Origin of the sequence: Candidatus Formimonas warabiya (assembly GCF_002777255.1) — a bacterium.
In the GTDB taxonomy this organism is placed as follows: Bacteria; Bacillota; Dehalobacteriia; order Dehalobacteriales; family Dehalobacteriaceae; genus Formimonas; species Formimonas warabiya.
The window spans coordinates 2,604,042-2,629,890 of record NZ_CP017634.1 but is presented as its reverse complement, the minus strand read 5'-3'; the positions used below and the strand labels follow the sequence as shown (position 1 = coordinate 2,629,890).

Annotated in this window: 24 protein-coding genes; 20 read left to right on the top strand and 4 right to left on the bottom strand. The window is 47.6% G+C overall.

The features are described 5' to 3' along the window. Position 1: 1 nt before the first annotated feature. The 8 genes from DCMF_RS12170 (at position 2) to pbfA (ending at position 8,773) form a co-directional block, all read left to right on the top strand. Positions 2 to 775 (top strand): nucleotidyltransferase domain-containing protein, encoded by a 774-nt coding sequence (locus DCMF_RS12170; RefSeq protein ID WP_148134681.1) that lies wholly within the window; start codon positions 2 to 4, stop codon positions 773 to 775. A gap of 12 nt (positions 776 to 787) precedes the next feature. After that, a complete protein-coding gene (locus DCMF_RS12165) occupies positions 788 to 2,125 on the top strand; it encodes a CCA tRNA nucleotidyltransferase (RefSeq protein ID WP_148134680.1) in 1,338 nt (445 codons plus the stop codon). Between the two features lie 456 nt (positions 2,126 to 2,581). Then, on the top strand, positions 2,582 to 3,661 hold the full coding sequence (locus tag DCMF_RS12160) for an extracellular solute-binding protein (RefSeq protein ID WP_148134679.1): 1,080 nt from the start codon (positions 2,582 to 2,584) through the stop codon (positions 3,659 to 3,661). Then, complete coding sequence (locus DCMF_RS12155; protein ID WP_148134678.1) at positions 3,658 to 4,494, top strand: ABC transporter permease; 837 nt, start codon at positions 3,658 to 3,660, stop codon at positions 4,492 to 4,494. Before DCMF_RS12160 ends, DCMF_RS12155 begins: the two co-directional genes overlap by 4 nt. After that, positions 4,491 to 5,369, top strand: coding sequence for an ABC transporter permease (locus tag DCMF_RS12150; RefSeq protein WP_148134677.1), 879 nt, complete (start codon positions 4,491 to 4,493; stop codon positions 5,367 to 5,369). Before DCMF_RS12155 ends, DCMF_RS12150 begins: the two co-directional genes overlap by 4 nt. Next, positions 5,350 to 6,483, top strand: a complete 1,134-nt coding sequence (locus tag DCMF_RS12145; protein ID WP_148134676.1) for an ABC transporter ATP-binding protein — start codon at positions 5,350 to 5,352, stop codon at positions 6,481 to 6,483. Before DCMF_RS12150 ends, DCMF_RS12145 begins: the two co-directional genes overlap by 20 nt. Before the next feature lie 27 nt (positions 6,484 to 6,510). Continuing rightward, positions 6,511 to 7,350, top strand: coding sequence for an alkaline phosphatase family protein (locus tag DCMF_RS12140; protein ID WP_148134675.1), 840 nt, complete (start codon positions 6,511 to 6,513; stop codon positions 7,348 to 7,350). Positions 7,351 to 7,414: 64 nt separating this feature from the next. Beyond that, positions 7,415 to 8,773 (top strand): (R)-1-hydroxy-2-aminoethylphosphonate ammonia-lyase, encoded by a 1,359-nt coding sequence (pbfA, locus tag DCMF_RS12135; protein WP_148134674.1) that lies wholly within the window; start codon positions 7,415 to 7,417, stop codon positions 8,771 to 8,773. Positions 8,774 to 8,822: 49 nt separating this feature from the next. Here pbfA and DCMF_RS29225 read toward each other — a convergent pair whose 3' ends face one another. The 4 genes from DCMF_RS29225 to DCMF_RS12120 form a co-directional block, all read right to left on the bottom strand. After that, a complete protein-coding gene (locus DCMF_RS29225) occupies positions 8,823 to 8,966 on the bottom strand; it encodes a hypothetical protein (protein ID WP_214659298.1) in 144 nt (47 codons plus the stop codon). Between the two features lie 27 nt (positions 8,967 to 8,993). Continuing rightward, on the bottom strand, positions 8,994 to 9,191 hold the full coding sequence (locus tag DCMF_RS12130; protein WP_148134673.1) for a hypothetical protein: 198 nt from the start codon (positions 9,189 to 9,191) through the stop codon (positions 8,994 to 8,996). Positions 9,192 to 9,478: 287 nt separating this feature from the next. After that, a complete protein-coding gene (locus DCMF_RS12125; RefSeq protein ID WP_214659297.1) occupies positions 9,479 to 10,525 on the bottom strand; it encodes a BMP family lipoprotein in 1,047 nt (348 codons plus the stop codon). A 33-nt stretch (positions 10,526 to 10,558) separates the two neighbouring features. Further along, on the bottom strand, positions 10,559 to 12,889 hold the full coding sequence (locus tag DCMF_RS12120) for an ABC transporter substrate-binding protein/permease (RefSeq protein ID WP_148134672.1): 2,331 nt from the start codon (positions 12,887 to 12,889) through the stop codon (positions 10,559 to 10,561). Between the two features lie 390 nt (positions 12,890 to 13,279). On the opposite strand from DCMF_RS12120, the gene DCMF_RS12115 reads away from it, so the two are divergent. The 12 genes from DCMF_RS12115 (at position 13,280) to DCMF_RS12065 (ending at position 25,620) form a co-directional block, all read left to right on the top strand. Continuing rightward, the gene (locus DCMF_RS12115) at positions 13,280 to 14,464 is read left to right on the top strand and encodes an RtcB family protein (protein ID WP_148134671.1); all 1,185 of its coding nucleotides are present in this window, start codon (positions 13,280 to 13,282) and stop codon (positions 14,462 to 14,464) included. A gap of 104 nt (positions 14,465 to 14,568) precedes the next feature. Continuing rightward, entirely contained in the window at positions 14,569 to 15,153 is a 585-nt protein-coding gene (locus tag DCMF_RS12110; RefSeq protein WP_148134670.1) for a nitroreductase family protein, read from the top strand. A gap of 506 nt (positions 15,154 to 15,659) precedes the next feature. Continuing rightward, entirely contained in the window at positions 15,660 to 16,544 is an 885-nt protein-coding gene (locus DCMF_RS12105; protein ID WP_148134669.1) for a hypothetical protein, read from the top strand. Positions 16,545 to 16,600: 56 nt separating this feature from the next. Continuing rightward, a complete protein-coding gene (locus DCMF_RS12100; RefSeq protein WP_214659296.1) occupies positions 16,601 to 17,347 on the top strand; it encodes an IclR family transcriptional regulator in 747 nt (248 codons plus the stop codon). A gap of 13 nt (positions 17,348 to 17,360) precedes the next feature. Continuing rightward, entirely contained in the window at positions 17,361 to 18,707 is a 1,347-nt protein-coding gene (locus tag DCMF_RS12095; RefSeq protein WP_214659295.1) for an MmgE/PrpD family protein, read from the top strand. Between the two features lie 117 nt (positions 18,708 to 18,824). Then, entirely contained in the window at positions 18,825 to 19,049 is a 225-nt protein-coding gene (locus DCMF_RS12090; protein ID WP_257790958.1) for an AbrB family transcriptional regulator, read from the top strand. An 83-nt stretch (positions 19,050 to 19,132) separates the two neighbouring features. After that, positions 19,133 to 19,978: a fumarate hydratase gene (locus DCMF_RS12085; RefSeq protein ID WP_148134665.1), complete on the top strand. Its 846-nt coding sequence runs from the start codon at positions 19,133 to 19,135 to the stop codon at positions 19,976 to 19,978. Positions 19,979 to 19,995: 17 nt separating this feature from the next. Next, positions 19,996 to 20,556: a Fe-S-containing hydro-lyase gene (locus tag DCMF_RS12080; RefSeq protein ID WP_148134664.1), complete on the top strand. Its 561-nt coding sequence runs from the start codon at positions 19,996 to 19,998 to the stop codon at positions 20,554 to 20,556. Positions 20,557 to 20,585: 29 nt separating this feature from the next. Continuing rightward, the gene (locus DCMF_RS12075) at positions 20,586 to 21,818 is read left to right on the top strand and encodes an NAD(P)-dependent malic enzyme (RefSeq protein ID WP_148134663.1); all 1,233 of its coding nucleotides are present in this window, start codon (positions 20,586 to 20,588) and stop codon (positions 21,816 to 21,818) included. A 280-nt stretch (positions 21,819 to 22,098) separates the two neighbouring features. Further along, a complete protein-coding gene (locus tag DCMF_RS12070; protein WP_148134662.1) occupies positions 22,099 to 23,007 on the top strand; it encodes a glycyl-radical enzyme activating protein in 909 nt (302 codons plus the stop codon). 43 nt (positions 23,008 to 23,050) lie between these two features. After that, positions 23,051 to 23,209: a benzylsuccinate synthase gamma subunit family protein gene (locus DCMF_RS29220; protein ID WP_214659294.1), complete on the top strand. Its 159-nt coding sequence runs from the start codon at positions 23,051 to 23,053 to the stop codon at positions 23,207 to 23,209. An 11-nt stretch (positions 23,210 to 23,220) separates the two neighbouring features. Continuing rightward, complete coding sequence (locus tag DCMF_RS12065; protein WP_148134661.1) at positions 23,221 to 25,620, top strand: glycyl radical protein; 2,400 nt, start codon at positions 23,221 to 23,223, stop codon at positions 25,618 to 25,620. Positions 25,621 to 25,849: the final 229 nt, after the last annotated feature.

Here is a 25,849-nt window from a genome sequence, read left to right as displayed (position 1 = left end):
TATGGTGCAGAAAATAGTACAACAATTGAAAAATATTGAGGAGCAAAGGAACGTTAAAATTATTTTTGCTTGTGAATCTGGCAGCCGTGCTTGGGGCTTTCCTTCTCAAGACAGTGACTATGACGTCAGATTTATTTATGTTAGGACGATTGACAGCTATTTATCGATATCGGAACAACGGGATGTTATTGAACTTCCCATCAGTGACTTATTAGATATAAATGGCTGGGATTTAAGAAAGGCACTAAATTTGTTACGAAAATCAAATCCCCCTTTCTTGGAGTGGTTACAATCACCCATTATTTACTATGAAGATCCTTCTGTGATGGACCAAATAAGAAACCTGGCGGTAAATGTTTTTTCCGTGAAAGCAACCTTGCACCATTATCTTAGTATGGCAAAGGGTAATTTTAGGGAGTACCTGCAAGGGGATCTGGTTAGGGCTAAAAAGTACTTTTATGTGTTAAGACCAATTTTAGCATGCCTATGGATTGAGAATTATCATAGAATGCCGCCGACGGAATTTGAAAAATTATTGACCATCGTTGAGAATAAGGTTGTCCTAAAAGAGGTATTGGGACTATTGGAAAGAAAAAAATCGGGTGAGGAGCTTGATTGTGAACCGAAGATCCAGGTAATTAATGATTTCCTTGAAGAAGGAATACAGTGGATTGGTGTACTGGCTTCCAAAGTAGAGCAGCCCCAATTGCCGGATGAGACAATGTTCAATGATGTGTTTCGGACTGTTTTGAAACAAATTTGGCATGAATTTTAGACAGAGGCAGAAATGATGATAGAAAAAAACAGAATTCCTATAGAAGTAATAGAAATACTGGAACAGCTGCGTGATCAAGGATATAAAAGTTTTATTGTCGGTGGGGCTGTACGGGACTTGTTATTAGGAAAGAATCCCAAGGATTATGACATTTGCACAGATGCCACACCGGAACAAGTGAAAGATATCTTTAAAAAAGTAATTGATACTGGGTTGAAATTCGGTACGGTTACCGTTCTCAACGGGGCATTTTCAGTTGAAGTTACTACCTTCCGAAAAAGTAGGGCGACCGAAAATGGGAAAAGAATAAAAATCGATTCTTTCAGCAAGTCTCCTGAGGAGGATGTGAAAGCGAGAGATTTTACGATCAATGGACTTCTCTTTGATGGAGATAAAATAACAGACTTGGTTGAAGGTTTAAAAGACTTGGCAGAACGAAGAATTAAGGCAATTGAGGATCCGCAGGACAGATTTAACGAAGATGCTCTTCGGATGATAAGAGCGATCCGGTTTCACTGTCAATTAGGTTTTGAGATTGAAGACGCTACTTATGCTTCCATCTCCGGTAATGCGGGCATGATTCAAGGGGTGGCACAGGAAAGAATCAGAGATGAATTAGTAAAAATTCTTATCAGCAACCAGCCGGCAAAAGGCTTGAGAATCCTTCATCATACAGGATTGCTGAAATTTGTTTTGCCTGAGCTGGAAGCATGCCATCATTTTGATCAAAAGAATGTACATCATGATAAAGATGTTTTTGATCATACTTTGGCAGTGATAGACCATACACCCAATGATTTGACTCTCAGGCTGTCTGCACTTCTTCATGACATTGCCAAGCCCCAAACATTTTCTCTGGACGAGAAGGGTGTGGGACATTTTTACTTGCACAACCTGAGAGGTCAAGAATTAAGTAAAGAAATATTAACGCGCCTTAAATTTGACAACAAAACCATCGATATAGTCGGAACCTTAGTTTGTGAACACATGAGCAAGCTTCAAGTTCTTCGGCACAGCACAATTAAGAGGCTGATTAATCGAGTCGGGAGGGAAAATATTTTTCAATTAATTGACCTGCAAATTGCTGATGAAGCCGCTTCAGCGCCTCCCCACAATTTTAAGATATTGGAGGCCCTCAAAAAGGAAATCGGTAGAATATGTGATAAGAACGAGCCTCTTGCCATCCGAGATTTGGCAATTGGCGGAACTGATCTCATAAAATTAGGATTTGAGCCTGGTCCGGAAATGGGAAAAGTTTTAGACATGTTATTAAACAGGGTACTAAATAACCCCAAGATAAATAAAAAAGAAATACTGGTTACTATCGCTTTGCAGTTTAAGCAAGAATAGGAACGCTCGATATCATTGATAACAACGAACTAATTGAGCAAACCCTGAAAGCCTGTGCTGGATCATATTATCATATGATGGCTCTAACTTGGAGAGGTTACGATGGGAAAATACATCTTACTATTTTTCTCAGATTTGTATTCAATAGTTATGGAGCTTTTACAAGACTGATACCTTCACCCCGTTTTGGGGTGTTTTTTTGTTTCTTCACTGAGAGGCAAAGAATTTTGTTCAGCTACCGCCAGAGAATATCCTGAATATGTTCATATTGAGTGCATTTTGCCCTAAAAACCATAAACACATATTATTAAAACAAAGAAAACAAAAGTAACGTGCTATTAATGGGGGTTTAACACGGAGACGATATATTTAGGATGAAAACCTAGACAAAGGAGGGGTATTGGTAAGGTTCTTTGTCGTCAAGAATTCAATATTAAAAATAAGGAGTGAAGAGAAATGAAACAAAATCTGAAGGCGATCATTTTGCTGATGTTGAGCGCTGCGATGCTATTTACCGGATGCTCCAATAGTAAAGGAGCCGTTGACCCGAATACGCCTCCGAACGAAAGCGAGGCAAAAGCCGAGGGCAGGTATGTTACATACGGACAGCCCGATGACTGGGCCAACTGGCAAGAAATGTTCCAGGTGTTTAATGCCGAATACGGCATAACCCGGCAGGATACCGATATGAGCAGCGCCGAGGAAATTACCAAATTCAAAGCGGAAAGAAACAATCCCCAGGCTGATTCGGCAGAAATAGGCATGGTTTGGGGACCTGTGGCGGTGCAAGAGGGAGTGACCATGGCATATAAAAATGCCAACTGGGACAAGATTCCGGATTGGGCTAAAGACCCTGATGGCAACTGGTTCGGCCTTTATGTGGGCGTGCCCGTTTTTCTGGTAAACAAGGATATCGTGAAGGATATACCCCAGTCCTGGGCTGATCTTTTAAAACCGGAATATCAGAATATGGTGGTCATGTCGGATCCCCGTTCCTCGGGAAGCGGAGTTAACGCCGTGTTAGCAGCCGCTTATGCATTGGGAGGAGATATTAAGAACCTTGATCCGGCCATGAAATATTTTGCCCAACTCAAAAAACAGGGCAATATCAAAGATGTCAGTGGCAGTATAGCCAATATCCAAAAGGGTGAAGTGCCCATCGCCATCTTATATGATTTTCTTGCCCAGGGCTACAAAGAGAAATTAAAAAATGAGGTAAATCTGGAGATCGTATTCCCTAAGGAAGGCTCCATCTACGCGCCCGGCGCACTTATACTCAACAAAGTGGCCCCCCATCCGAATCTTGCCAAGCTTTTTGCGGATTTTGTCGCATCGGATGAAGGGCAGATCATTTTCGCAAAAGGATATGCCCGTCCCATACGTGCCATAGAGGGAAACCTGACGCTTCCGGAAGACGTAAAAGACCGCATGCTTCCCGATAGTTTTTACGGCAATGTGGGCAAGCCCCAGGAGTGGTCGGAAGTTCCCCCTGAGCTTATTGCCGACCGGTGGACAAAAGAGGTGCTCGGCCAATGAGCGGCACTAAAAAGGGATGGCGGCTTGAATTGCCACCCCTTTTAACTGTGCCCTATCTTGTGCTATGCGCCTTCTTTTTGATTTTTCCTCTGGTCGCCGTCATCGGCACCAGTTTTCAGGATGGATTTAGCGGATGGGTTAGGGTGATGCAGAACAGCACTTATTTTACCGCCCTGAAACAGAGCTTGCTTCTTGCGGTGTGGACTACGGCAGAAGCATCCGTTGCGGGTGCGGCACTGGCCCTGGTATGGGCCCACAGGTTAAAAAGGCATGGATGGTTCCTGGCCATTCTTAACTTTGCCGCCCACAACGGAGGTATCAGCCTTGCCTTTGCCATTATGGCCACCCTGGGCACCAACGGCATGCTGACCATATTGCTTAAACAAGTAGGTATCGATCTTTACCCCGGGTTTCAGTTGTCATCCATACAGGGGCTTCACTGGGCATACCTATCGTTCCTGATCCCCTTTATGTCCATGATCTTCCTTCCTGCAGCGGGAGCGCTGAGGCAGGATTGGAGGGAAGCCGCATCCACGCTGGGTGCGGGAAGATTGCAATATGCTTTCCGGGTGGCAGGACCGGTGCTGCTTCCAGCCTATCTTTCCTCGGCCGCACTGGTATTTCTCCAGGCCCTGGGGACCTATGCCACAGCGCAGGCCATATCTGGGAACAACGTAAATCTACTTACTATTCAAATTGGGTATTTAATCCAGCAGTCCTTGTTCCGGCACGCCGATGCCAATGCTTTATCCTTTATTCTTTTAATTATGATGGTTTTCGTAGTCCTGATATACAGATCCGCAAACCGCAAAGCAGCGAGGTGGTTGGAATGAAACGTGCGGCACCATCAAGCAACAAAGGCCGGGGACATTGGTTTATGTGGCTGCTTACCGTTTTTTTTCTCCTATATACTTTTTTGCCGCTTACCGCGACGCTGTTCTTTTCTCTGGCCCAGCGGTGGACGACTACTGTTCTGCCCGAATCCTGGACGATCGATGCATATGTTCAAGTTTTCAGTGACCCGGCTTTTGCTGCCGCCATGGGCCGGTCCCTTTTTCTATCGGTAATTGCCGCCACAATCCAAGTAGGAGTAGTGCTTCTGGCACTGCTGGCAGTAAATATCGGCAAGAACCGCCTTGGGGACTGGCTGGAGGCTCTTGCTATCATTCCGGTGGCGCTGCCGGGAGTGGTGCTGGCTATAGGAGCGGTAAGCTTTTATGGAGAATTCCTCCCCGTATTGCTGGGGCAGCCTGTGTTATTGATCGGTACGGAGGCAGCTTTTGGGCTTCCATTTGTATACTGGACTTTGCAAAACAGCTTCAGGGCCATCAATGTCAAGCTTTTGTATGAAGCTGCCTGTACGCTGCGCTGCACCACATTTCAGTTTCTTACGAGGATTTTGATTCCATCCCTCAAGAGAGGGATAGCCGTAGCAGGAGCTATGGCTTTTGCTACAGCCTTCGATGATTTTGCCCTGGCTCAGTTGATTGTAGGCGCCGGCTGGGAGACCTATCCCGTTCTTTTGAACAAATATTTCCACATAGACGGGCATCAAACCAGCGCCATGTCTATGATTGCCATCATCATCGTCTTTTTATTTACTTCGGTGGCGGGCTATCTGAGTCAGCCTATTCAAAAGGTTCCAAAAGAAGATGATCTCATACTGCAAAAGAAAGCGAGTGATATGAGTGAAACAGTTAAGGCTTAAAGGCATAAGCAAGTGGTTCGGAAGTTTTCAGGCTTTAAAAGGCATAGGAATGACTGTAAGTGCGGGTGAACTTGTAAGCCTGTTGGGACCCAGCGGCTGCGGCAAAAGCACCCTTTTTCGGATCATTGCCGGCCTGGAAAGGGCCGGTGAGGGAGAGATATGGCTTGACGACTGCAATTTCGGATGCATTTCCCCGCAGAAGCGCAAGGTGGGCATGGTATTTCAAAACTACGCTCTTTTCCCTAATCTCACAGCCTTGGGAAATATCAGTTTCGGTCTGGAGGTTCAGGGCATGGAACGTGAAAAGGCTCGGAACGAGGCCCGATGCTGGCTTGAAAAGGTAGGCCTGGCCAGCTTAGAAAAGCGCTATCCCCATGAGTTGAGCGGTGGACAACAGCAACGCGTGGCTCTGGCCAGGGCTCTGGCCCCGAAACCGGAGATCCTGCTTTTGGATGAGCCCCTGAGCGCCCTGGACGCCTCGGTGCGCACAATACTCAGGAATGAGATCCGGCAAATTCAACAGGAACTAGGGATAACCACCATCTATGTCACCCACGACCAGGCCGAGGCCCTGGCCATGTCGGACCGGATCGCGGTGATGAAAAACGGCGAAATAGTGGAAATGGCCACGCCTCAAAACCTTTACAGGAATCCGGCCAATTTGTTTACAGCAGAATTTATTGGAACCGCATCCCGTTTTGACGGCCCATTGCTCTCGGTTAGCCCGCCCGTTGGGCAGTTCGGACGCTTTACACTGCTGCTTCCCGGCTTGACATATTCTGTACAGCCGGGCATGCCCGTAACGGTCATGATTCGGGCGGAAAGCGTCGGCCTCGCCGGGGATATATCCGGGGACCGGGACATGACCATGCTTCAAGGTACGGTGCAAATGAATAATTTCATGGGGAATATTGTAAGATGCAATGTGGGCCTTTTTCAAGGCGGTACCATGCTGGTGGATCTGCCTGCGGAAGATGAGCGCATTTTTAAGGTTGGCGAAAAAATTGACATAAAGGTACCCCCCGAAGCATGCCTGGTCTATGACTCCAAAAGCGGCTCTTCCTTGCTAAGAGGCGTACCCCAGGCCCGGGAAATAATAAAACCCGCAGTATAAAGAACCAAATAAAATGGAGGAATCAAAATGGGAAAGGTCATTATGATCATGGTGGATGGATTGCGGTATGATACGGCATGCATGCAGATGGGTTATCTACACCACCTTGTGGAGAAAAATCTGGCTGCCCGGTTTTTAGTAAAAACTGAATTGCCTGCCGTATCCAGGCCCATGTATGAAGTACTTTTGACCGGTACCGCCCCTTATGTGAGCGGCATTACGTCAAATGATATTGTCCGTCTTTCCAAACAAAAGAGCATCTTTCATCTGGCCCGGGAAAAAGGATTAAAAACTGCGGCGGCGGCTTACTATTTTATCAGCCAGCTATATAACCATGTGCCCTATGACATTGTCGGAGACCGGGAGCAAAAGGATGAGGACAACGCCATCCAATTCGGCAAATTTTATTTTGATGATTCCTATCCCGATTCTCATCTGATGATAGACGGCGAGATCCTTCGCTCCGCATATGATCCTGATTTTCTGCTCATCCACCCCATGGGCATGGATTATGTGGGCCATCTTTTCGGCCCGGATTCCAAAGCGTATCGGAAACAGGCCATAGAGCTGGACAGGTGGTTTGCGCGGTTTGTACCCGGATGGATGGAGAATGATTACCATATTGTGATCACGGCTGACCACGGCATGAACAGCGACGGCTTGCATCAGGGCATCAGCCCCGATGAGCGCCATGTGCCGCTCTTTACCATCAGTTCCGCTTTTCAGCCGGGATGCTATCGTGAAGAGGTGCCCCAGCTTGCCATAGCACCGATGGTGTGCAAACTGCTGAATTTGGAACCGGCCGGAGAAATGAGTACATACGATATATCTGAAGGGTTAGAGCGCGGCACTCAAAATCCCATTTGATGCAATACTAAGTTGATATGGAAAATAAAAAAATGCCGGCAAATTATAAAAGGAGAAAAAAACTATGCGCAAGTTCGGCCATGAATTGAAGCTGGAGGGAGATATAAACCTTTCGCCTTACCGGGAAAAATGGATCCGGGATCATACGGATGAAGACACCAAAGAGTGGCTAGAAAAGGATGCCCGGCTTTTCCTGCACCAGTCTTCATCCACACCCTGCCTGGATGTGTTGAATTCATGCGGGGGAATCTATCTTGAAGATTTGCAGGGCAGGAGGATAATGGATTTTCACGGAAACAACGTACACCAGGTGGGGTTCGCAAATCCATACGTCATAGATGCCATCAAGAGCCAGCTGGATATACTTCCTTTTTGTACCAGAAGGTACACCAATATAAAGATCATAGAACTGGCGGAAAAGCTTGCCCAAATTGCACCGGGAACTTTAAACAAGGTGCTGTTTGCACCGGGAGCCACTTCTGCTGTTGGAATCGCGTTGAAGCTTGCCCGCATTGCCACCGGAAAATTTAAGGTGGTTTCCATGTGGGATTCGTTTCATGGCGCTTCATTGGATGCCATTTCGGTAGGGGGGGAATCGACTTTCAGCAAAGGCATAGGTCCATTGCTGCCGGGAGTGGAGCATGTCCTTCCGGTCAACAATTACCGCTGCATCTTGGGTGAATGCGGTAGATGCGGTTTAAAGTGCGTAAAATACCTGGAAAATGTGCTGGAAAAGATAGGGGATGTAGGGGCGGTCATTCTGGAGACCATCAGAAATACCGATGTGCAGCTTCCGCCTGCAGACTATTTTCAGGAAATAAGAAAATTATGCGACCGCCATGGAGCCTTGCTGATACTGGATGAAACCGCTATATCGCTGGGAAGGACCGGTAGAATGTTTGCTTTTGAACATTATGATATCGTGCCCGATATGGTTGTTATCGGCAAGGGCCTGGGCGGTGGGATTCTCCCCATGGCAGCTTTGATCGCAAAAGAAGAACTGGATGTGGCCCAGCGTTTTTCCATAGGCCATTATACCCATGAAAAAAGCCCTGTGGGAGCCGCAGCGGCTCTGGCCACGATAGAATTTATCCAAAAAGAGAACCTGTTGGTCCATTGTAATAAAATGAGCGGCTACATGTACCGAAGGCTTGAAAACCTTATGAAAAAGCATGCGCTCATCGGAGATGTGAGAGGCATGGGATTGCTGTTTGCCCTTGAGATGGTGAAAGATAGAAACACTAAAGAACCCGCCAGGGAAGAAACGGAAAAAATAATGTATTCCTGTCTTGAAAAAGGCCTAAGCTTTAAAGTCTCATACGGGAATATCATCGTATGGTCTCCTCCGCTGATCATCCGGCAGGAGGAAATAGACCTGGCCATAGAGATACTGGATAATGCGATAGGAAAAGTAAATGGATGATTCTTAACGCTAAGATGGAGAAACTAAAATTAATTAATATGCAGGTGATTTATGTCAAGGGACCTGTCCCCTTGACATGTCCCCTTGACATGTTGATGTCCTCCTCCGCCGCGCCGGTCCGGCAGACGGGCGGCACCGCCGGTTGGGCGGCACATCCCCCCAGAACCGATCCCAGGATAATTAAACCTATCATCCTTCACCAAACTTTTGTTCATTTTGCTTAGACATAAGGACATTTGTCTTTGTAATAACTTGTGCAGGTATAGCCATTGCCGTGACAAAAGTCCTTGTCCCAGAAAGGACATCTGTCTATCGGCGGCGTTCCCTCCCCTCCGGTCACGGCGCCCAATTCCTCGGCGTCCAGTATACGGCCTTGTCCGGCGCTTCCTTTTTCTTCCCCTGTCTTTTCGTTGCTCATTCTTATCATGTCCTCTCTGTTTACCCTAACCAAAAATCTTAAACTCCGTTATCGCCCTACCACGACTCCGGATCTAAATTCACAAATTCATGCTCCCGCAATACCTGCAGCGGCAATGATCACCACCGGGGTATTCCCATCCGCAATCGCGGCACTCGATCTGCCCGCTATGCCCTGCACCGCCGGCGGCCGAAACCAAGCATCTCGCCGCCGGGCACCTCGCCGGATTGGCGCAGCGCTGTGCAGTCTGCAGCGGTTTTGTTGGCCATGTCTCTTCCGCCTCTTTTCTACTTAGTAAATTCAGGGACCGTAATCGCACCGTCGATGATCTGCGCTTTGATCCCATCCAGCCGGGGCTTGATCTCGGCCAGCAGTTCCTTGTTGATTTCGTTTTCGGCGTAGGTTTCCACACCGTCTTTGACGCCGAGCGTGATATAGCCTCCCATAAGCTTATTGTCCAGCCTGAGGCTAATCACGTCGTAAACCGCGATATCCACGCCTTTAATGATGCTGGTTAAAATGTATTCCCGCTCCGCCTCGGGCACAACAAAAGTCTGGTCGATGTCGACACCGATAGCCAGGATCTTTTTCTCCGCCGCTGCTTCAAACACCCCAAAGCCCGTAGCGCCTGCGGCATGAAAGATCACGTCGGCGCCATCCTTTATTTGAGCCAGAGCCAGGGCCTTACCCTTTTCCGGGCTGTTAAATCCTTCGACCCCCGTGGCGGCGTATGAGCTAAATATTTCTATCCCGGGATTGATATGTTTTGCCCCTGCGGTATACCCCGCTTCGAAATTTTTAACGGCAGGGACTTCCACGCCGCCGACAAAACCGATTTTTCCTGTCCGGCTTTTCAGGGCCGCGCCCGCCAGGAAAGCTCCTTCCTGGTCCTTAAAGGTCAGGGAGGTCAGATTGCCTTCGGCTTTAAGATCAGGCAAGTCGTTGTCTATTAAGACAAATTTGATGTCAGGATACTCCGCCGCCACTTGCGGCAGAATGTCCGCGTAGTAGTATCCCATAGCGATCACCAGGTCGGTTTTGTTTTGGACGAGCTTTTTCAGCTCTTCTTCCCTGGACTCCAGATCCTTGGGCGTAACCGTTGAAATCTCCAGCTTATCGGAGAAATTCTCTTTGGCTCTCGTGAGCCCGCTGTGGGCGGAGTCATTAAAACCGCCGTCTCCCAACCCCGGCTGATCCAGCACCAGCGCCACCTTCAGCGGCGCGGCCGCGCTTTTGGCCGGGGCTTCTCCCTGCCCGCATCCCGCCAACAGTATTGACACGATAAGTAAAACGAACAGCATTATTCCTCTGGAAACTTTATGAACAATTTTCAACCCAATTCCCCCTCGAAAATTTCTGCCCGCTTCCTAAGTACAGGCTTTCACTGTCTGCCGTTTTTTCTTCCGGTCTGTTTGGAGGCCGATATAATCCAGCACCAGGGTCAAGAGCCAGGTGATAATAAAGTAGAGCACCGCCACCATGATGAGCGGGAAGAAGGCGTCGAAGGTGCGGCTCCTGATGATGTCGCTGGCTTTGGTCAGATCCTGGACGGCAATATAGCCGACCACTGAGGTCATTTTGACGAGGGAGATGAATTCGCCCTTATAGACCGGCAGGACCTGCCGCACGGCCTGGGGCAGGATTACATATATGAAGGTTTGCAGGGGGGTAAACCCGATGGCGATACCCGCTTCCCGCTGTCCTTTGTCGACGCCTTGAATGGCGGTGCGAAACATTTCGGAGACATAGGCAGCGAAGTTCATCCCGAAGGCGATTACCGCCACCAGTGCAGGGTTGATATCCACCGAGGCAAATACCACGTAGAATATAAGCATTAAGAGCACCAGCACCGGAGTTCCCCGAAGAATGGAGATGTAAACCAGCGCTATGCCGCTGAGGATCCTGTTTTTGGACATGCGCAGGAAGCAGATCAAAGCCCCTAAAAGCGTTCCGAAAATTACGGAGAAAAGCGAGATCAGGACGGTGATTTTTAGGCCTTCGACGATCATCAGGTAGCGCTGTTCCAGGATGATATTGCTGTAGAAGCTGTTCTTGATGCCGGTAAAGATATTTACAAAGCCGCTGACGGCAGGATCGCCGGCTGTTTGGCCGGAGTGCAGATCACTTCCGGCCTGGCTGCCGCCGGCGATATTTTTTTTCAGGGCAAATACGCTCGTCCCCATCTCGTAATACGGATCGGAAAAGTCGACCTGCCGGGCCCTTTCTTCGGTGATCAGCATCGAACCGGCGATCATGTCGATCTTATTGCCGGCTACGGCGGCAATAAGGCTGTTGAATTCCATATCCTCCAGCACCAGCTCTTTGCCTAAGTAAGCGGCAAACCTTTCGGCTATTTCAATGTCGAAGCCGACGATTTGGTTGTTTATTACAAGGGAGAAAGGCATTCCTTTATTGCTGACTGTCCCCACGACCAGCCGGCCGTTATTCTGGGGGTTGGCAATCACCGGCATATCCGTATTTCTGTCGATCATCCAGCGTTTCATCATATCGTCGTAGACGCCGCTCTGTTTGATTCCGGCTAAAAAGGCGTTGAACTGTTCCCGTAAGTTATCGCTGTTCTGGTTAAAGGCTATACCCATCGGGCTGCGATACAGGTTCTCGCTCAGAAAGCCTAATGTATCATCCTCCCGCATGATGTCCAGGAGCGTTTCCCGGGAGATAAAGGCGGCATCGACTTTTCCGGTTTTTACCGCTAGCACCAGGTCCGGCACACTCTTATACTGCAAAACCACAGCTTGCGGGTAAGTTTTAATGGCGTAACCGTCGTGAATACTGCCCAACAAAACCCCAATCCGTTTATCCTTAAGGTCGTCGACGGTATTCAGTTTGCCGGAGCCGCTTGCGCCCGTCAAGCCGGCTGTCCCCGTTTGCCCGCTGTCGTAGCGGGCCATATTTTTCTTCAGGGCAAAGGCGCTTGCCCCCATCTCGTAATACGGGTCGGAAAAGCCGATCTGCCGGGCCCTTTCTTCGGTGATGATCAAAGAACTGGCGATCATGTCGATCTTATTGCCGGCCGCAGCGGGAATCAGGCTGCCGAATTCCATATCCGCCAGCACGAGCTCTTTACCTAAGTAAGCGGCAAATCTTTCGCACAGTTCAATATCAAAGCCGACGATTTGGTTGTTCATCACCAGGGCAAAAGGCATGCCTTTATCGCTGACTACCCCCACGACCAGCCGGCCGTTATTTTTCGGGTTGGCAAGCACCGGCATTTCCGTTTTGCCGTCAATTACCCAGCGCTTCACCATATCGTCGAGAACCCCGCTCTGTTTGACTCCGGCTAAAAAGGTATTGAACTGTTGGCGCAATTCATCGTTTTTCTGGTTAAAACCCATGCCTATAGGGACGCGAAACAGGTTCTCGCCTAATAAGTCCATTGAATCATCATCCCGCAGGACGACCAGGATCGTTTCATGGGTATAGATGGCAGCGTCGACTTTCTCGGTTTTTACCGCCAGCACCATGTCGGACGGGCTTTTATACTGCAGGATTTGGGCCTGCGGGTAGGTTTGGACGGCGTATTCGTCGTAAACGCTGCCCAGCAAAACCCCAATCCGTTTATCCTTGAGGTCGTCGACGGTGTTCAGCTTGCCGGCGCCGGCCGCGTTTAGCTGTCCGCTCGCCAAGGAGAAAATAAGCATAAGGACAAATCCTATTTTCACCATATTCTTGTGCATGACTTTCCTCCTTTTATCACGGCTTTGACTCCTTAAATTATAGATAACACCTCTTTTGTTTACAATGTGACGAAAGTCATATTTTTTAAAAAAATAAAAAAATACGCTTTACGGCGTGGTTAACATCCCTGCAAATGAATAATTTTTAGCTCTTTGACCCGGTTATTCACTTATTGTAAAATAGGATCATAATAATATTATTACTCCCAAGCCGCCGTCGCTGGCGGCCTATTTTGTCTCAGAATGCAGGGTATTGGTTAAATATTGGAGAATTTTATATTGGTTAATGCACGATCAGGATGGAAATGGGGACAAACAACCGATACACTTTTAAGGTATTTCCAGCAGGGTAAAAAGTTTTCCGGGTAAAATTGGAGATGTGGTGAGCCTATGATAGAAATTAAAGGAAAATACAACACGGCAAAGGTGTTTACCGATCATGTGGAAGAGAAGGCTGCAGAACAAATACGGGAGTTGTGCAATCAGGAATTTGCCCGAGAAAGCATAATCAGGATTATGCCGGATACCCATGCGGGAGCCGGATGCACCATCGGTACCACGATGACCGTTCAGGATAAAATCATTCCTAACCTGGTCGGAGTTGATATTGGCTGCGGCATGCATGTCAGCCTGCTGGAAAAAACGCAGGTTGACTTTGGCAAACTGGACAAGACCATTCGGAAGTATGTGCCAAGTGGATTTGATGTCCGGGAAACGCCCCATGAATTTAATGCTTTTGTCAATCTGCATGACCTGAAATCCAAGGATCATCTGGATTTAAAACGGGCCCGGCTCAGCATCGGAACCCTGGGGGGTGGGAATCATTTTATTGAAATGAACCTAGACGAAGAAGAAAATTTATATTTGGTGATACATTCCGGAAGCCGTTATTTAGGAAAACAAATCGCGGAGTATTATCAGGACAGGGCCATAAAGGAAATTACCAGAAAAAATAATGACAGAATTATTGCTGAACTTAAGGGAAAAAGCAGAGAAAAAGAAATACAGGGTAAAATTGAGAAGGGAAAAACTAAAATTAATAAGGCCCTATCTTATGTAGAAGGGGAGAGCTTTTCCGAATACATCAATGACATGCGCATTGCCCAAAAATATGCTGAATGCAACAGAAAGGCCATCGCGGAAGTAATTGTCCGGGAGATGGGCTTTCGTGTGATCGACAGCTTTACGACCATACACAATTATATCGATCTGGATGAAATGATCTTGCGCAAAGGAGCCATTTCCGCCCCAAAAGGGGAGGTTGTAATCATTCCCATCAATATGAGGGACGGAAGTATCCTGGCAACCGGAAAAGGAAATACCCTGTGGAATCAATCGGCTCCCCATGGCGCAGGGAGATTAATGAGCAGAAAACAGGCGAGATGCAGCCTGTCTTTGGAGGAATTCAAAAAGTCCATGGAGGGGATCTATACGACTTCTTTGTCCAGAGAGACCCTGGATGAGGCTCCCTTTGCCTATAAGCCCATGGAGGAGATCATCGCCAATATCCAGGATACTGTTGAAATCAACCGGATCATTAAACCGATTTACAATTTTAAAGCAGCCGACGATTAATAGGGTTAAAAATAAATCTCCGGACTGGGGTTAGCATGCTATAATGAAAATAATATCTTGGTTTGTAGCGGAGTAGTTTCCGGTTTGGGGAAGGAGGAAAAACTGTGATTCATAATGAAGTGCTTGACTGTATTCGTGCGCGCAGAAGCACACGCCAGTTCCAGGAACGGCAGATTGAGGCGGAACATCTGGACGCGATCCTGGAAGCCGCCACATGGGCACCCAGTGGAGGCAACTGTCAAAGCTGGCTGTTTACCGCCATCCAAAACAAAGATATTCTTACAAAAATCAATGACCTGATCCGGGAGGGGCTGCAACGATGGACTCCTGATGATGACTATCCCAGCAAGCTCAAAGCTAAAGCCAACGCGCAAAAGAAGGACCATCATTTTTTCTACCACGCGCCGACATTGATCATTGCCTCTAACCGGCCCCATTATCAAAATGCCATGGCAGACTGCGCACTGGCCCTGGAAAACATTTTTCTAGCGGCCCATTCCTTGGGATTGGGGAGCTGCTATATCAATCAGTTGTACTGGTTGCGCAATGATCCCGAAGTACGCAACTACCTTTTTGAGCTGGGAATCCTCAAAGAACATGCCATTTGCTCTTCGGCTGCGGTAGGCTATATTGGTAAAGAATCAAGTGCTCCGCTGCGCAAAGACGGCACCATTCGCATCATCAAATAGGCGCGCGGACAGGTAATTTTTGCATTCCTTTCTTTAACTTAAACTTAACTTTTCCTGATAAGGTGACCGACCCCGTTTTCAAGAAGTGGCTTGAAATCAAGGTTTGTCATCTTTTTCTTTTTCAAACAGATGAAAAAGATCCCTTTGACTTTTCCTTCAATCTCCCGGAAAAAATCCGATAAATTTTTTTTTTCGGTGCAACCTATTCCCTGAAAAGTGGGTATATAAAAGTGACGGCCGTGGGGAGGTACTCATTCCTATACAAATATGGAAAATTATTCTTGACAGGAAATAAAATTAATTATAAAATTAAATAAAAATGGGATGACGTACCACGATATGGAACAAAGTTTTAATCAATATCCTGACCAAGTATGGGAAAGAGCAGGCTTTCCGATATTAATGATTTAAAGATTAGCAGTAAAAATAATAAGAAAAGGAGGCAAAACCGTGTAATCCATCTGGCGACGAAAGCCGGTGCCTTGCATGATAGGGGGTTAACAGTCATGATCTGCGAGATTGTCCTCACGCCAAATCAGGCAAAAAGAATCATTTCCAAAGCAATTATAGAGCTGTCATATGTACAGAAGGCTTTACAAGACGGGATGATGGTGATCCATCCCAGCAGCACCACCTACTTTATTTTGTATGAATTATTTGGTAAAGTTCCTGAAGGAATCTGGGTCTCAGGGGTGATCAAGAAAGGAGCACTTTGTATCAGCCGGGAAAGGCAGGACCTGGGGACAAAAGGTGAGACACCAAGCCACCCCTTTGATTTTCCGTTCTCCTGGGTTTTAGAGAAAGGGAAGCTGAAAATGGAACGGATTAAACTGGGTGTTCTGTTAAATGAAATGGGACCTGGCGATATTTATGTGAAAGGATGCAATGCCGTGGATGCGCACCGGCAGGCCGGGGTGTTATTTGCCAGCCCTGGCGGAGGTACCGTCGCTCAGGTCATGAAAGCCGCGCAACGAAAAGGCTTTCGATTCATTCTGCCCGTTGGTCTGGAAAAAATGATTTCTATTCCCATCGGTGATGCGGCCCAAAAATCTTCTTATGATAAAATAGACAAATCTATGGGACAGAGGGTGGGCTTGATGCCGGTAAATGGAGAAGTGATCTGTGAAGACCAGGCCATAAACATTTTAACAGGCTGTACGGCCGTTCAGATTGCTTCCGGGGGGCTTGAGGAAGCACAAGGCGCTACGATTCTTGCCGTGAGCGGGGAAGCAGAAAACATGGAACGGATGTGGCAGCTCATCCATGAAATAAGCAAAAGGGAGGTTCGGGTGCCGGCATTAAAGGAGACAGATTGTTCCATGTGCCCGAGAAATAAATGCTCATATTTCAATTTGGATGCGGAAAGTAGACTTAAGACTATTAGCAGATAATGGGGCTTTATGCTAAAATCATCATAAAGTTAACACAAAAGGAGCGAAAAAATAAATTGAATGATGTCGTGTTGTCTATCCAAAAAGCCTGCAGCATCATAAAATGTTTTAACCATGAAACACCGGAATTAAATTTGAAGAAATTATGTGATCTGACCGGGTTTCCTAAAAGTACCGTTCATCGAATTTGCACGACCCTGCAAAAGGAAGGGATTTTAAATTTTGATAATGATACCAATATGTATTCATTATCCCTTGTGATGTTCGAATTGGGCACGGCCGCAATTAAAAAGATTGATATCAGAGATTTAATCAAAAAAATTATGATTGATATTGTCAATGAAACCAAGGAAACAGCAGCCCTGTATGTTTGCCATGACTTTAAAAGAATTTGTATCGAAAAAGTGGAAAGCCCCTTTGACGTACGCCAGGTAGTTACCCTAGGGAAAGCTTTGCCTCTTTATTTAGGCTCTTCCGGGAAAATTATTTTGGCCTGGATGTCGCCCAGCCAGAGAAAAGAGTATTTTAAGATGGTGGAGAAGGAACTGCCGAAGCAGCTTCATAAGAACATCGAGGAAATGATCAGGGAACTGGACCGAATCAAAGAGCAGGGCTATTGTCAGAGCTTTAGCGAGCGGGTGCCGGATAGCAAGTCCGTTTCCGCGCCGATATTTTTTGCCAACCAAATCATGGTTCTAACGATTTTGGGGCCGGCCGCCAGAATCGATGATGAAAAACTGGCCGCGATTACCGACATCTTAGTTAGGGAGACCAATAAAATAAATAGCTTACTAAAACAGTAGGGGGTTGATGCAATTGGCATTTGCCGAACAGGCTGCCGAATATGTCAACGCACTTCATATTGATGACATATCCTCTTCAGCGGCAGACCAAGCTGAGGTATGTTTCAAAGATTGGTTGGGCGTGGCATGGGCAGGATCAAAGACACCTACCGGGCAAGTTGTCAGGAACTGGCTGGCAGCAGGAGACTATCACGGATGCGCCACCGTTCTGGGCTATCCCATTCAAGTGAATGAAATGGAGGCGGCGTTGGCCAATGGTGTTTTTGGCCATGTACTTGATTACGATGATATATACCCGTGGGGACCGGGACACCCGAGTTCCACAGTGATGCCGGCGGTACTGGCCCTGGGCGAAAAGCTGGGCATATCGGGAAAAGCAGCCCTGGAGGCGATCATCGCCGGTTTTCAGGTCCAATATGCCGTGGGAGAAGCCATCATGCCGGAGCATTATCAAACCGGGTGGCATAACACGGCTACTCTAGGGCATATCGGAGCAGCCGCTGCCGCTGCAAAAGTAATGAACCTGGCCAAAGACGAAATCCGCCATGCCATCGGTATTGCCGCTACCTCAGCAGGAGGACTGCAAAGTGTCTTCGGTTCCATGGCTAAGTCTTATAATGCGGGCAAAGCGGCCATGGACGGCGTTCTTGCCGCCATCACGGCTTCTCACGGCTATGACAGCTCTCTTCACGTTTTTGAGGGGCATGGCGGTTTTTGGCGGGTTTTCGCGTCAAAATACGATGAGAAAAAAGCTGTCCAGGCACTGGAAAAGGGTTATGTGGTAGAGAGAGTTCGTTTTAAATATTATCCCTCCTGTTATTCTACCCATGGAATTATCGAATGCATGAAAGGCATTAGAGAGCAAACAGGGCCGGAATTTGCGCCCCGGGACGTGAAAAAAATCACCTGCTATGTCCATCCCCGGTGCATCGATATCGCCGCCATACCTGAGCCCAAAACCGGCTTGGAAGGAAAGTTTTCCGTTCAGTTTTGCGGCGCTTACACCCTGATGAAGGGAGATATCATTTTAGATGATTTTAGTGATGAATCGGTAGGGGATCCTACCTGCCGGTATTTAATGAGCATTACCGGCTTAGTGGTTGACCCCGGTTTTACCGAAGAGCGAAAAGCTGCCGCTGTTGTGGAGATGAAAGATGCCACGAAGTTTATCAAAGAGATAAACCTGGTGGAAATGACGCAGGATGTGGTGAAAACAAATCAAAATGTGGAAACCAAGTTCCATGATTTAATGAAGGATCATACAGGTACGGTAGCGTTAATCAAGAAGGGCATGAGAAACATAGCGGACATTCGCTCCGTCACCAATTCGCTGAGGATACGGAAGCAAGATGCTTCGTGAGGCGATGCAGGCAATGTTACCTCCCAGACAAACGTCCATTCCATTTTACTCCAGATCAAAGCATATCTAAAGACGCACAGCAGAAAAACAAAAAACACTAGAGAAGTCCTGAATGTCTTGCTGGTAGGCTGTAGTTTGCTTATGAGTTATTATCTCTACCGGTGCCGGGGCTGGGATCTTACCAGCAGTTTACTGGCGGTTGCCCCTGCAGGGTTAACGCCTCTTACCGCGATCGCAGTTGAGATGAATGCGGATGTGTCTAAAGTTACCATCATGCAACTGGTCCAGGTTGTTCTGGTGGTTTTGCTGGCTCCCGTGCAGGGAATTCTCTTATTGCCCTAAAAAGAAAAGGAAAAGGTCCTGCCGGACGAGGTTGCCCGTACCACATGAAAGAGAAAGATAGATGATTAAGGGAGATGTTCATATTGCGGGAAATTGATACGGATTGCATAAAAAATACCGTGAAAGAACTCTATATCAAGGCTAGTTATCTGATCGGACCGGATATTCTGACCGCATTAAAGGGGAGCCTGGAAAAGGAAGAATCCCCCACCGGGAAATCAGTCCTGGAGCAAATTATGAAAAATCACGAGATCGCCGCCGGCGAGAAAATCCCCATCTGCCAGGACACGGGAATGGCCGTCCTGTTCATCCGGTTGGGCCAGGAGGTGCGCTTGGTAGGGGGAGATTTTACCGAAGCCGTCAACCAAGGGGTACGGGAAGCCTATCAGGAAGGATTTTTAAGGAAATCAGTGGTGGCGGATCCCCTTTTCGACCGGAAAAATACCAAAGACAATACCCCGGCTGTGATCTATGTGGATGTGGCCCCCGGAGATAAGATCCATTTTCAGATCACGGCGAAAGGATTTGGCAGTGAAAACATGAGCCGTCTGAAAGTGCTCACCCCAGCCGATGGTGAGCAAGGTGTGAAAGACTTTGTGGTGGAAACAGTAAAAATTGCCGGGCCCAATCCCTGCCCGCCTGTGATCGTGGGCGTGGGAATCGGCGGGACCATTGATAAAGCCGCCCAGATTGCCAAGAAAGCCACCCTGCGGGAAATTGGCCGTTCGAATGAGGATACCCGTTATGCCAGGCTGGAGGAAGAGATTCTGGAAGAAATAAACCGGTCGGGCATCGGACCGGCGGGCTTGGGCGGGCGGGTCACAGCCCTGGCGGTAAACATCGACCATTATCCCACCCATATCGCAGGACTGCCCGTGGTGGTCAACGTTTGCTGCCATGCGGCAAGACATGCGGAAGCAGAGATATAAGAGAGGAGGTATCAGGTATGGGTGAAAGCGTGAAAAGGGTAACCACGCCCTTAACGGACGAAAAGGTGGCCAGCCTTAAGGCGGGCGATGATGTTTTGATCTCCGGAGAGATCTACACCTCGAGAGATGCGGCGCATAAACGATATATCGCCCTGATCAGCGAAGGAAAGGAACTGCCCATGGATTTTACCGGGCAGATCATCTACTATGTGGGACCTACACCAGCCAAACCGGGGCAAGCATCGGGAGCGGCCGGCCCCACGACCAGTTCCCGTATGGACAAAAATACGCCGCCCCTTTTGGACCGGGGTCTGAAGGGCATGATCGGCAAAGGGTTAAGGTCTCCCGCCGTCATTGAATCCATGCAGAAAAACAAGGCGGTTTACTTTGCGGCAACGGGGGGAGCGGCTGCCTTAATTGCCCGAAGCATCAAAAAAGTGGAAATGATTGCTTACGAGGACTTAGGCGCGGAAGCGCTGCAAAAAATGACTGTGGAAGACTTTCCCGCAGTGGTCGTCATCGATTGTGCGGGGAATAATCTCTATGAAACAGGGCCCCGAAAATACAAAAAAGGTTAATTCATCTCACCGTCAAGGAGGAAAAAACCATGGATTATGCCCAGGAAGCACTGAGGGTGCACAAAGAACTGAAAGGAAAATTGGAGATTAAGAGTAAAGCTCCCGTTACCAACAAAGATGAGCTCTCCGTGGCCTATACCCCGGGAGTGGCAGAACCGTGCAAATATATCGCCCAAGAGAAATCCCTGGTCTATGAATACACCATGAAATCCAATTATATCGCGGTAGTTACTGACGGAACGGCAGTTTTAGGCTTGGGTGATATTGGACCGGAGGCTGGTCTGCCTGTGATGGAAGGGAAATGCGTTCTTTTCAAAGAATTCGGCGGGGTAGATGCCGTTCCCATCTGTCTGGATACGAAGGATGTGGACGAGATCGTCCATATTGTCACGAAATTAGCTCCCGCCTTTGGGGGTTTTAACCTGGAGGACATCAGCGGGCCGCGTTGCTTTGAAATTGAAAGAAGGCTGAAAAAAAACCTGGATATCCCGATATTCCATGATGACCAGCACGGCACCGCCGTAGTCGTCTTAAGCGGGCTCATCAACGCCTTGAAAATTGTGGGCAAAAAGTTTTCTGACGTTACTGCCGTGGTGAATGGTTCAGGAGCGGCCGGGATCAGCACTGCCCGTTTGCTGAACGTCTTCGGGATTCAAGATGTCGTGCTTTGCGATACCAAAGGGGCGATTTATCAGGGCCGGAAGGAGGGCATGAACCCGGAAAAAGAATTGCTGGCCCAAGAAACCAATCTGCACAAGCAAAAAGGTGCTTTGCCGGATATCATCAAAGGAAAGGACATCTTCATCGGTGTCTCGGCGCCGGGTCTGGTCACCAAAGAAATGATCCGGTCCATGAACAAGGATGCCATTGTCTTTGCCATGGCCAACCCCATACCGGAAATTTTTCCTGATGAAGCAAAGGAAGGCGGTGCCCGGGTTGTCGGCACCGGCCGTTCTGATTTTGCCAACCAGGTCAATAATGTGCTGGCTTTTCCGGGGATTTTCCGGGGTGCGCTGGACGTGGGGGCAACCGATATCAACGAAGAGATGAAGATGGCCGCAGCTGACGCCCTGGCCGGGATTGTAGAGCCAGAAAACCTTGGTGAGGAGTATGTCATTCCCAAGGCTTTTGATCTCCGGGTGGGACCCAGGGTGGCTGCCGCTGTGGCTCGAGCTGCCGTCCAATCCGGTGTCGCCCGGAGGCCTTTAACTTACGACCAGGCTTTGAAGCTGGCGAAAGAGAAGATGAAAAAGCAGAAATAACAGGATTATTTAGATGGAATATTACGTATGAAATTACAAATTATGTATTGACAGAAGATACCATTTGAAGATAAGATATAAATGAAAATGGGACATTGTCCCGTGATGTGGAACATAAGAAAGAACGCTCTGCCATTTCAACGGGTTCATATCGCTTATATCATGGGACAACGTACCACGATGCGGAACATAGAGAAGAAGTTTGACAATTAAAAGGGGTACATATCGCCTGTATCATGGGATAATATCCCACGATACAGAACAAGAAGGGGAGAGTTCAGTGGGTGAAAAGCTGCCGTTAATGACAAATATTCAAAGATATTCCTTAAACGACGGACCGGGTATGAGGACCACTATTTTTTTAAAAGGGTGTCCTTTACACTGTCCCTGGTGCCACAATCCGGAAACCCAATCATTTCAGCCGGACATATTTTTTCGGCCGGACCAATGCATGCAATGCGGGATTTGCTTGGAAGTCTGCCCCAATCAAGCGATTACGCTGGAAAATAAAGAAGAGCGGGTAATACGGGAGCAGTGCTGCTTATGCATGGCCTGCGTGAATAAATGTCCCCACAAAGCACTGGAAAGAATAGGTCTTCCCCATGATGAAAAGCAATTTCTCAAGGAAATATCCAGTGATACCATCTTCTACCGCAACTCGGGAGGGGGTATTACCATCTCGGGTGGCGAGCCCTTATCTTTCCCGGACTATGTGCTTGATTTGCTCATCAAGATAAAAGCCATGAATATCAAAACTTGCATCGATACCTGCGGATATGCGGATTGGATGGATGTGGCGCCGTTGATCCCCTATTTGGATCTGGTTTTATTTGACATCAAGTGTATCGATGCCGAACTTCATCAAAAACACACAGGCGTATCAAACGAAAAAATTCTTACTAATTTTGTTAATCTGGTGAAAAGTGGAGTAAAAACAAGAGTGCGCATCCCGATCATTCCCGGATTCAACCATCATATGCAGGAAATCGAAAAGATCGCCGATTTTATTCAGGAATACCCTGTCGAAGGGGTAGATATCCTGCCCTATCATCGTTTCGGCCAGGTTAAATATAGATTACTGAACAGGCCCTATGAGATAAAATTCGAGAGAGACTTAACGAAGGATGACGTCAGGCCTTATGAAAACATCTTTAAACTGAGGAATATTCCCACAACCATTGGGGGCTAGGGAGGAAAAGTGTGGTAAAAATTATCAAAAGGGAGGTGAAACCATGAATTCATGCGGCGACAAATCGGAAAATATCTCGAATCAGCTGGGGGAAATCATTGAAGAAAAAAAGGATTTAAAAGGGTTTAAGTTTTGGACTTCAAAGCCCGCCGGACAGGCAAAAAAAGCATGTGAAAGTTCACCAAAAACGAAAGATCAATAGGAGGGGTCGCTATGCCAATCAGTGAGCGCACGAAAAAATTAAGAGAGTCTTACATTTCTAAGAGTTTTCTGTCTGACAAGTTTAAAGAGAACGTCACTGTTGATGTGGAAAAAGCCAGGTATTACACCGAGAGTTGGAAGGAAACCGAGGGGTTGCCTACGGTACTTAGGAGAGCCAGGGCTTTGGAAAATATTCTGGAAAAGTGTACGGTACTGATTAAAGAGCATGAGCTTCTTGTGGGTTACCCGGGGAATGATCCTGCCGCCATCATGTATTCGCCGGAACGGCCCAGGGAAATTATTATTGAATTGGATCAACACGGCCATGTACCAAAAGAGGTAAGGGATGAGGCCATCGAAATTGCGGATTACTGGAAAGGTAAAACGCCCCAGGATATGATGAGCCGTTATTTTACGAAAGAGGAAATGGATATTTTAAATACCAAAATGGTCATTTGGGCCTTGGGCGCAGATTATACCCAACGGGCCATGCCTGACCATGATTATATTTTTGCCCATGGACTCAACGGCATCATTGCCAAGGTGGAAGCAGAACTGAAAAAAGTAAACGAGGAAATGGTGCAGGTGGAAAATCTGGTAAGGGTGCCGGAATTAGCCCAAAAGAAAGACTTTTTTGAAGCAGTCGCGATCACCATGAAGGCGGTGATCCGATGGGCAAACCGCTATGCCAATCTTGCTTCCTATTTGGCGAGCATCGAAACAGATGCAAACCGGAAATTGGAACTGGAACGGATCGCAGAGGTATGCGCCCATGTGCCGGCCCATCCGCCCCGTACCTTCCAAGAAGCGGTTCAGGCCCACTGGTTCATCTGGATGTTGACCCATTTCTATGATCATGAATGCCATGGCGCATCGGAAAGGATTGACCAGATTATCTGGCCCGCCTATCGGCAGGATGTCATTGAGGAAAAGAATATTACCCGTGAAGAAGCGCAAGAACTGATTGAGTGTTTGTGGATTAAGATCACCGAGTGCGGACGGTTGCTTCCCTCTTCCACAAGACAGTCACACCAGGGGACCAACATGGTGAATGCCTATACCGTAGGCGGGCAAAACGCCGACGGTTCCGATGCCTGCAATGAACTTACCTTGACGATTTTAGACGCTACGATCAGTATCAGATTAAACCAACCTTCCTTAGCCTTCCGTTATCATCAGAATGTGTCCCAGGAAGCAGTTAAAAAAGCCCTTGAGGTGGTAAAAACAGGTTCTGGTTTCCCCTCATTCAAAAATGATGATACCGCCATTGCCCACCTGATGGATATGGGCTATACCCTTGAAGAGGCGAGAAACTGGGCCTTGATCGGATGTATGTCGCCTGGTGTCTGTGGAGACTGGGGCCGCACCCGGAGAAATGCCTGGCATATCACGCCGACCAAATGCCTTGAGGCAGCCCTGAACAATGGGTATGATCTGATGTTCAGCAAGAAGGTAGGACCGGAAACCGGGACTGCCGGTCAGTTTAGAACCTACGAAGAGTTCCGGGAAGCCTTTAATGAGCAGGTGCGGTACGCCCTTAATTTAGGCATGCGCATGCATAATATTAGCCTCTGGCTGCAAGGCGAATATTTTCCCAGACCCCTCCTTTCCGGTTTATTTGAACGGGCGTTAAAACAAGGACATGATCTGATGTCCACAGGAGATAAAAGTGTTCCCTGGATTAACCTGTTAGGCGGCGCTGTTGACACCGTAGATTCACTGGCGGCAATTAAAAAACTGGTTTTTGAAGAAAAGCTGATCTCTCTCCCGGAGCTTGTGAAAGTACTAAAAAACAATTGGGCGGGACAGGAAGAACTGAGACAGAAGTTTATCAACGATGTGCCTAAATGGGGGAATGATGATGACTACGTGGACTTAATTGGTGTCAACGATCTGTACAATTTTATGGCGGATGAAATGAATAAGCTGAAAGACATCTGGGGTACCTCACCAAAGCCGTTATCCCAGGCGGTATCCGGCGTTTGGTCTCAGGGGAAGAAAACGGCCGCTCTGCCGTGTGGACGGATGGCGGGCGAGCCCCTGGCGGACGGCGGGGTTTCTCCTTACAGCGGCTGCGATAAGAAGGGGCCCACGGCCGTTCTGAAATCCGTTTCCAAGATAGACCATAAAAGACAAAAAGCTTCGTTGCTGAACCAGAGACTGAGCCCGGAGTCATTAGAGGGTGAAAAGGGGGTAGAGCACTTCCTGGCCTATATGAAAAGCTGGTATGACCTGGGCATTGATCATGTCCAGTTTAACGTTACCGATAGTAAAACGTTGAGAGCTGCCCAGCGGGAACCGCATAAATACAGCGATGTGATGGTGCGGGTTGCCGGTTATAGCGCCTTCTTTGTGGAACTTGATCAGGGTTGTCAGGACAGTATTATTGCTCGCTCCGTGCATTCTATCTAACTAATTTTGCGGCAACCCCACCGGGTTCTCTTTTACTGACTAGGGCCAAAATATTTGGCCCTAGTCGTAAATGTCTATTTTTTATAAATTTTATTACCCATTTTTAGGATATTTTGTAATAAAGAGGATTTTGTCTCTTGCTGGAGAAAATTTGAAGGGACCAAACCCAAAATTATTCGGAAGGGTAAAGTCATAGGATATCATGATTTCTGGGAAAATGAGTGATATG

What these genes read in the sequence shown, in the direction of transcription:
- DCMF_RS12170 (WP_148134681.1), top strand. Translation starts at nt 2, where the DNA reads ATGGTGCAGAAAATAGTACAACAATTGAAAAATATTGAGGAGCAAAGG.
- DCMF_RS12165 (WP_148134680.1), top strand. Translation starts at nt 788, where the DNA reads ATGATGATAGAAAAAAACAGAATTCCTATAGAAGTAATAGAAATACTG.
- DCMF_RS12160 (WP_148134679.1), top strand. Translation starts at nt 2,582, where the DNA reads ATGAAACAAAATCTGAAGGCGATCATTTTGCTGATGTTGAGCGCTGCG.
- DCMF_RS12155 (WP_148134678.1), top strand. Translation starts at nt 3,658, where the DNA reads ATGAGCGGCACTAAAAAGGGATGGCGGCTTGAATTGCCACCCCTTTTA.
- DCMF_RS12150 (WP_148134677.1), top strand. Translation starts at nt 4,491, where the DNA reads ATGAAACGTGCGGCACCATCAAGCAACAAAGGCCGGGGACATTGGTTT.
- DCMF_RS12140 (WP_148134675.1), top strand. Translation starts at nt 6,511, where the DNA reads ATGGGAAAGGTCATTATGATCATGGTGGATGGATTGCGGTATGATACG.
- pbfA (WP_148134674.1), top strand. Translation starts at nt 7,415, where the DNA reads ATGCGCAAGTTCGGCCATGAATTGAAGCTGGAGGGAGATATAAACCTT.
- DCMF_RS29225 (WP_214659298.1), bottom strand. Translation starts at nt 8,966, where the DNA reads ATGATAGGTTTAATTATCCTGGGATCGGTTCTGGGGGGATGTGCCGCC.
- DCMF_RS12130 (WP_148134673.1), bottom strand. Translation starts at nt 9,191, where the DNA reads ATGAGCAACGAAAAGACAGGGGAAGAAAAAGGAAGCGCCGGACAAGGC.
- DCMF_RS12120 (WP_148134672.1), bottom strand. Translation starts at nt 12,889, where the DNA reads ATGCACAAGAATATGGTGAAAATAGGATTTGTCCTTATGCTTATTTTC.
- DCMF_RS12115 (WP_148134671.1), top strand. Translation starts at nt 13,280, where the DNA reads ATGATAGAAATTAAAGGAAAATACAACACGGCAAAGGTGTTTACCGAT.
- DCMF_RS12105 (WP_148134669.1), top strand. Translation starts at nt 15,660, where the DNA reads ATGATCTGCGAGATTGTCCTCACGCCAAATCAGGCAAAAAGAATCATT.
- DCMF_RS12080 (WP_148134664.1), top strand. Translation starts at nt 19,996, where the DNA reads ATGGGTGAAAGCGTGAAAAGGGTAACCACGCCCTTAACGGACGAAAAG.
- DCMF_RS12075 (WP_148134663.1), top strand. Translation starts at nt 20,586, where the DNA reads ATGGATTATGCCCAGGAAGCACTGAGGGTGCACAAAGAACTGAAAGGA.
- DCMF_RS29220 (WP_214659294.1), top strand. Translation starts at nt 23,051, where the DNA reads ATGAATTCATGCGGCGACAAATCGGAAAATATCTCGAATCAGCTGGGG.
- DCMF_RS12065 (WP_148134661.1), top strand. Translation starts at nt 23,221, where the DNA reads ATGCCAATCAGTGAGCGCACGAAAAAATTAAGAGAGTCTTACATTTCT.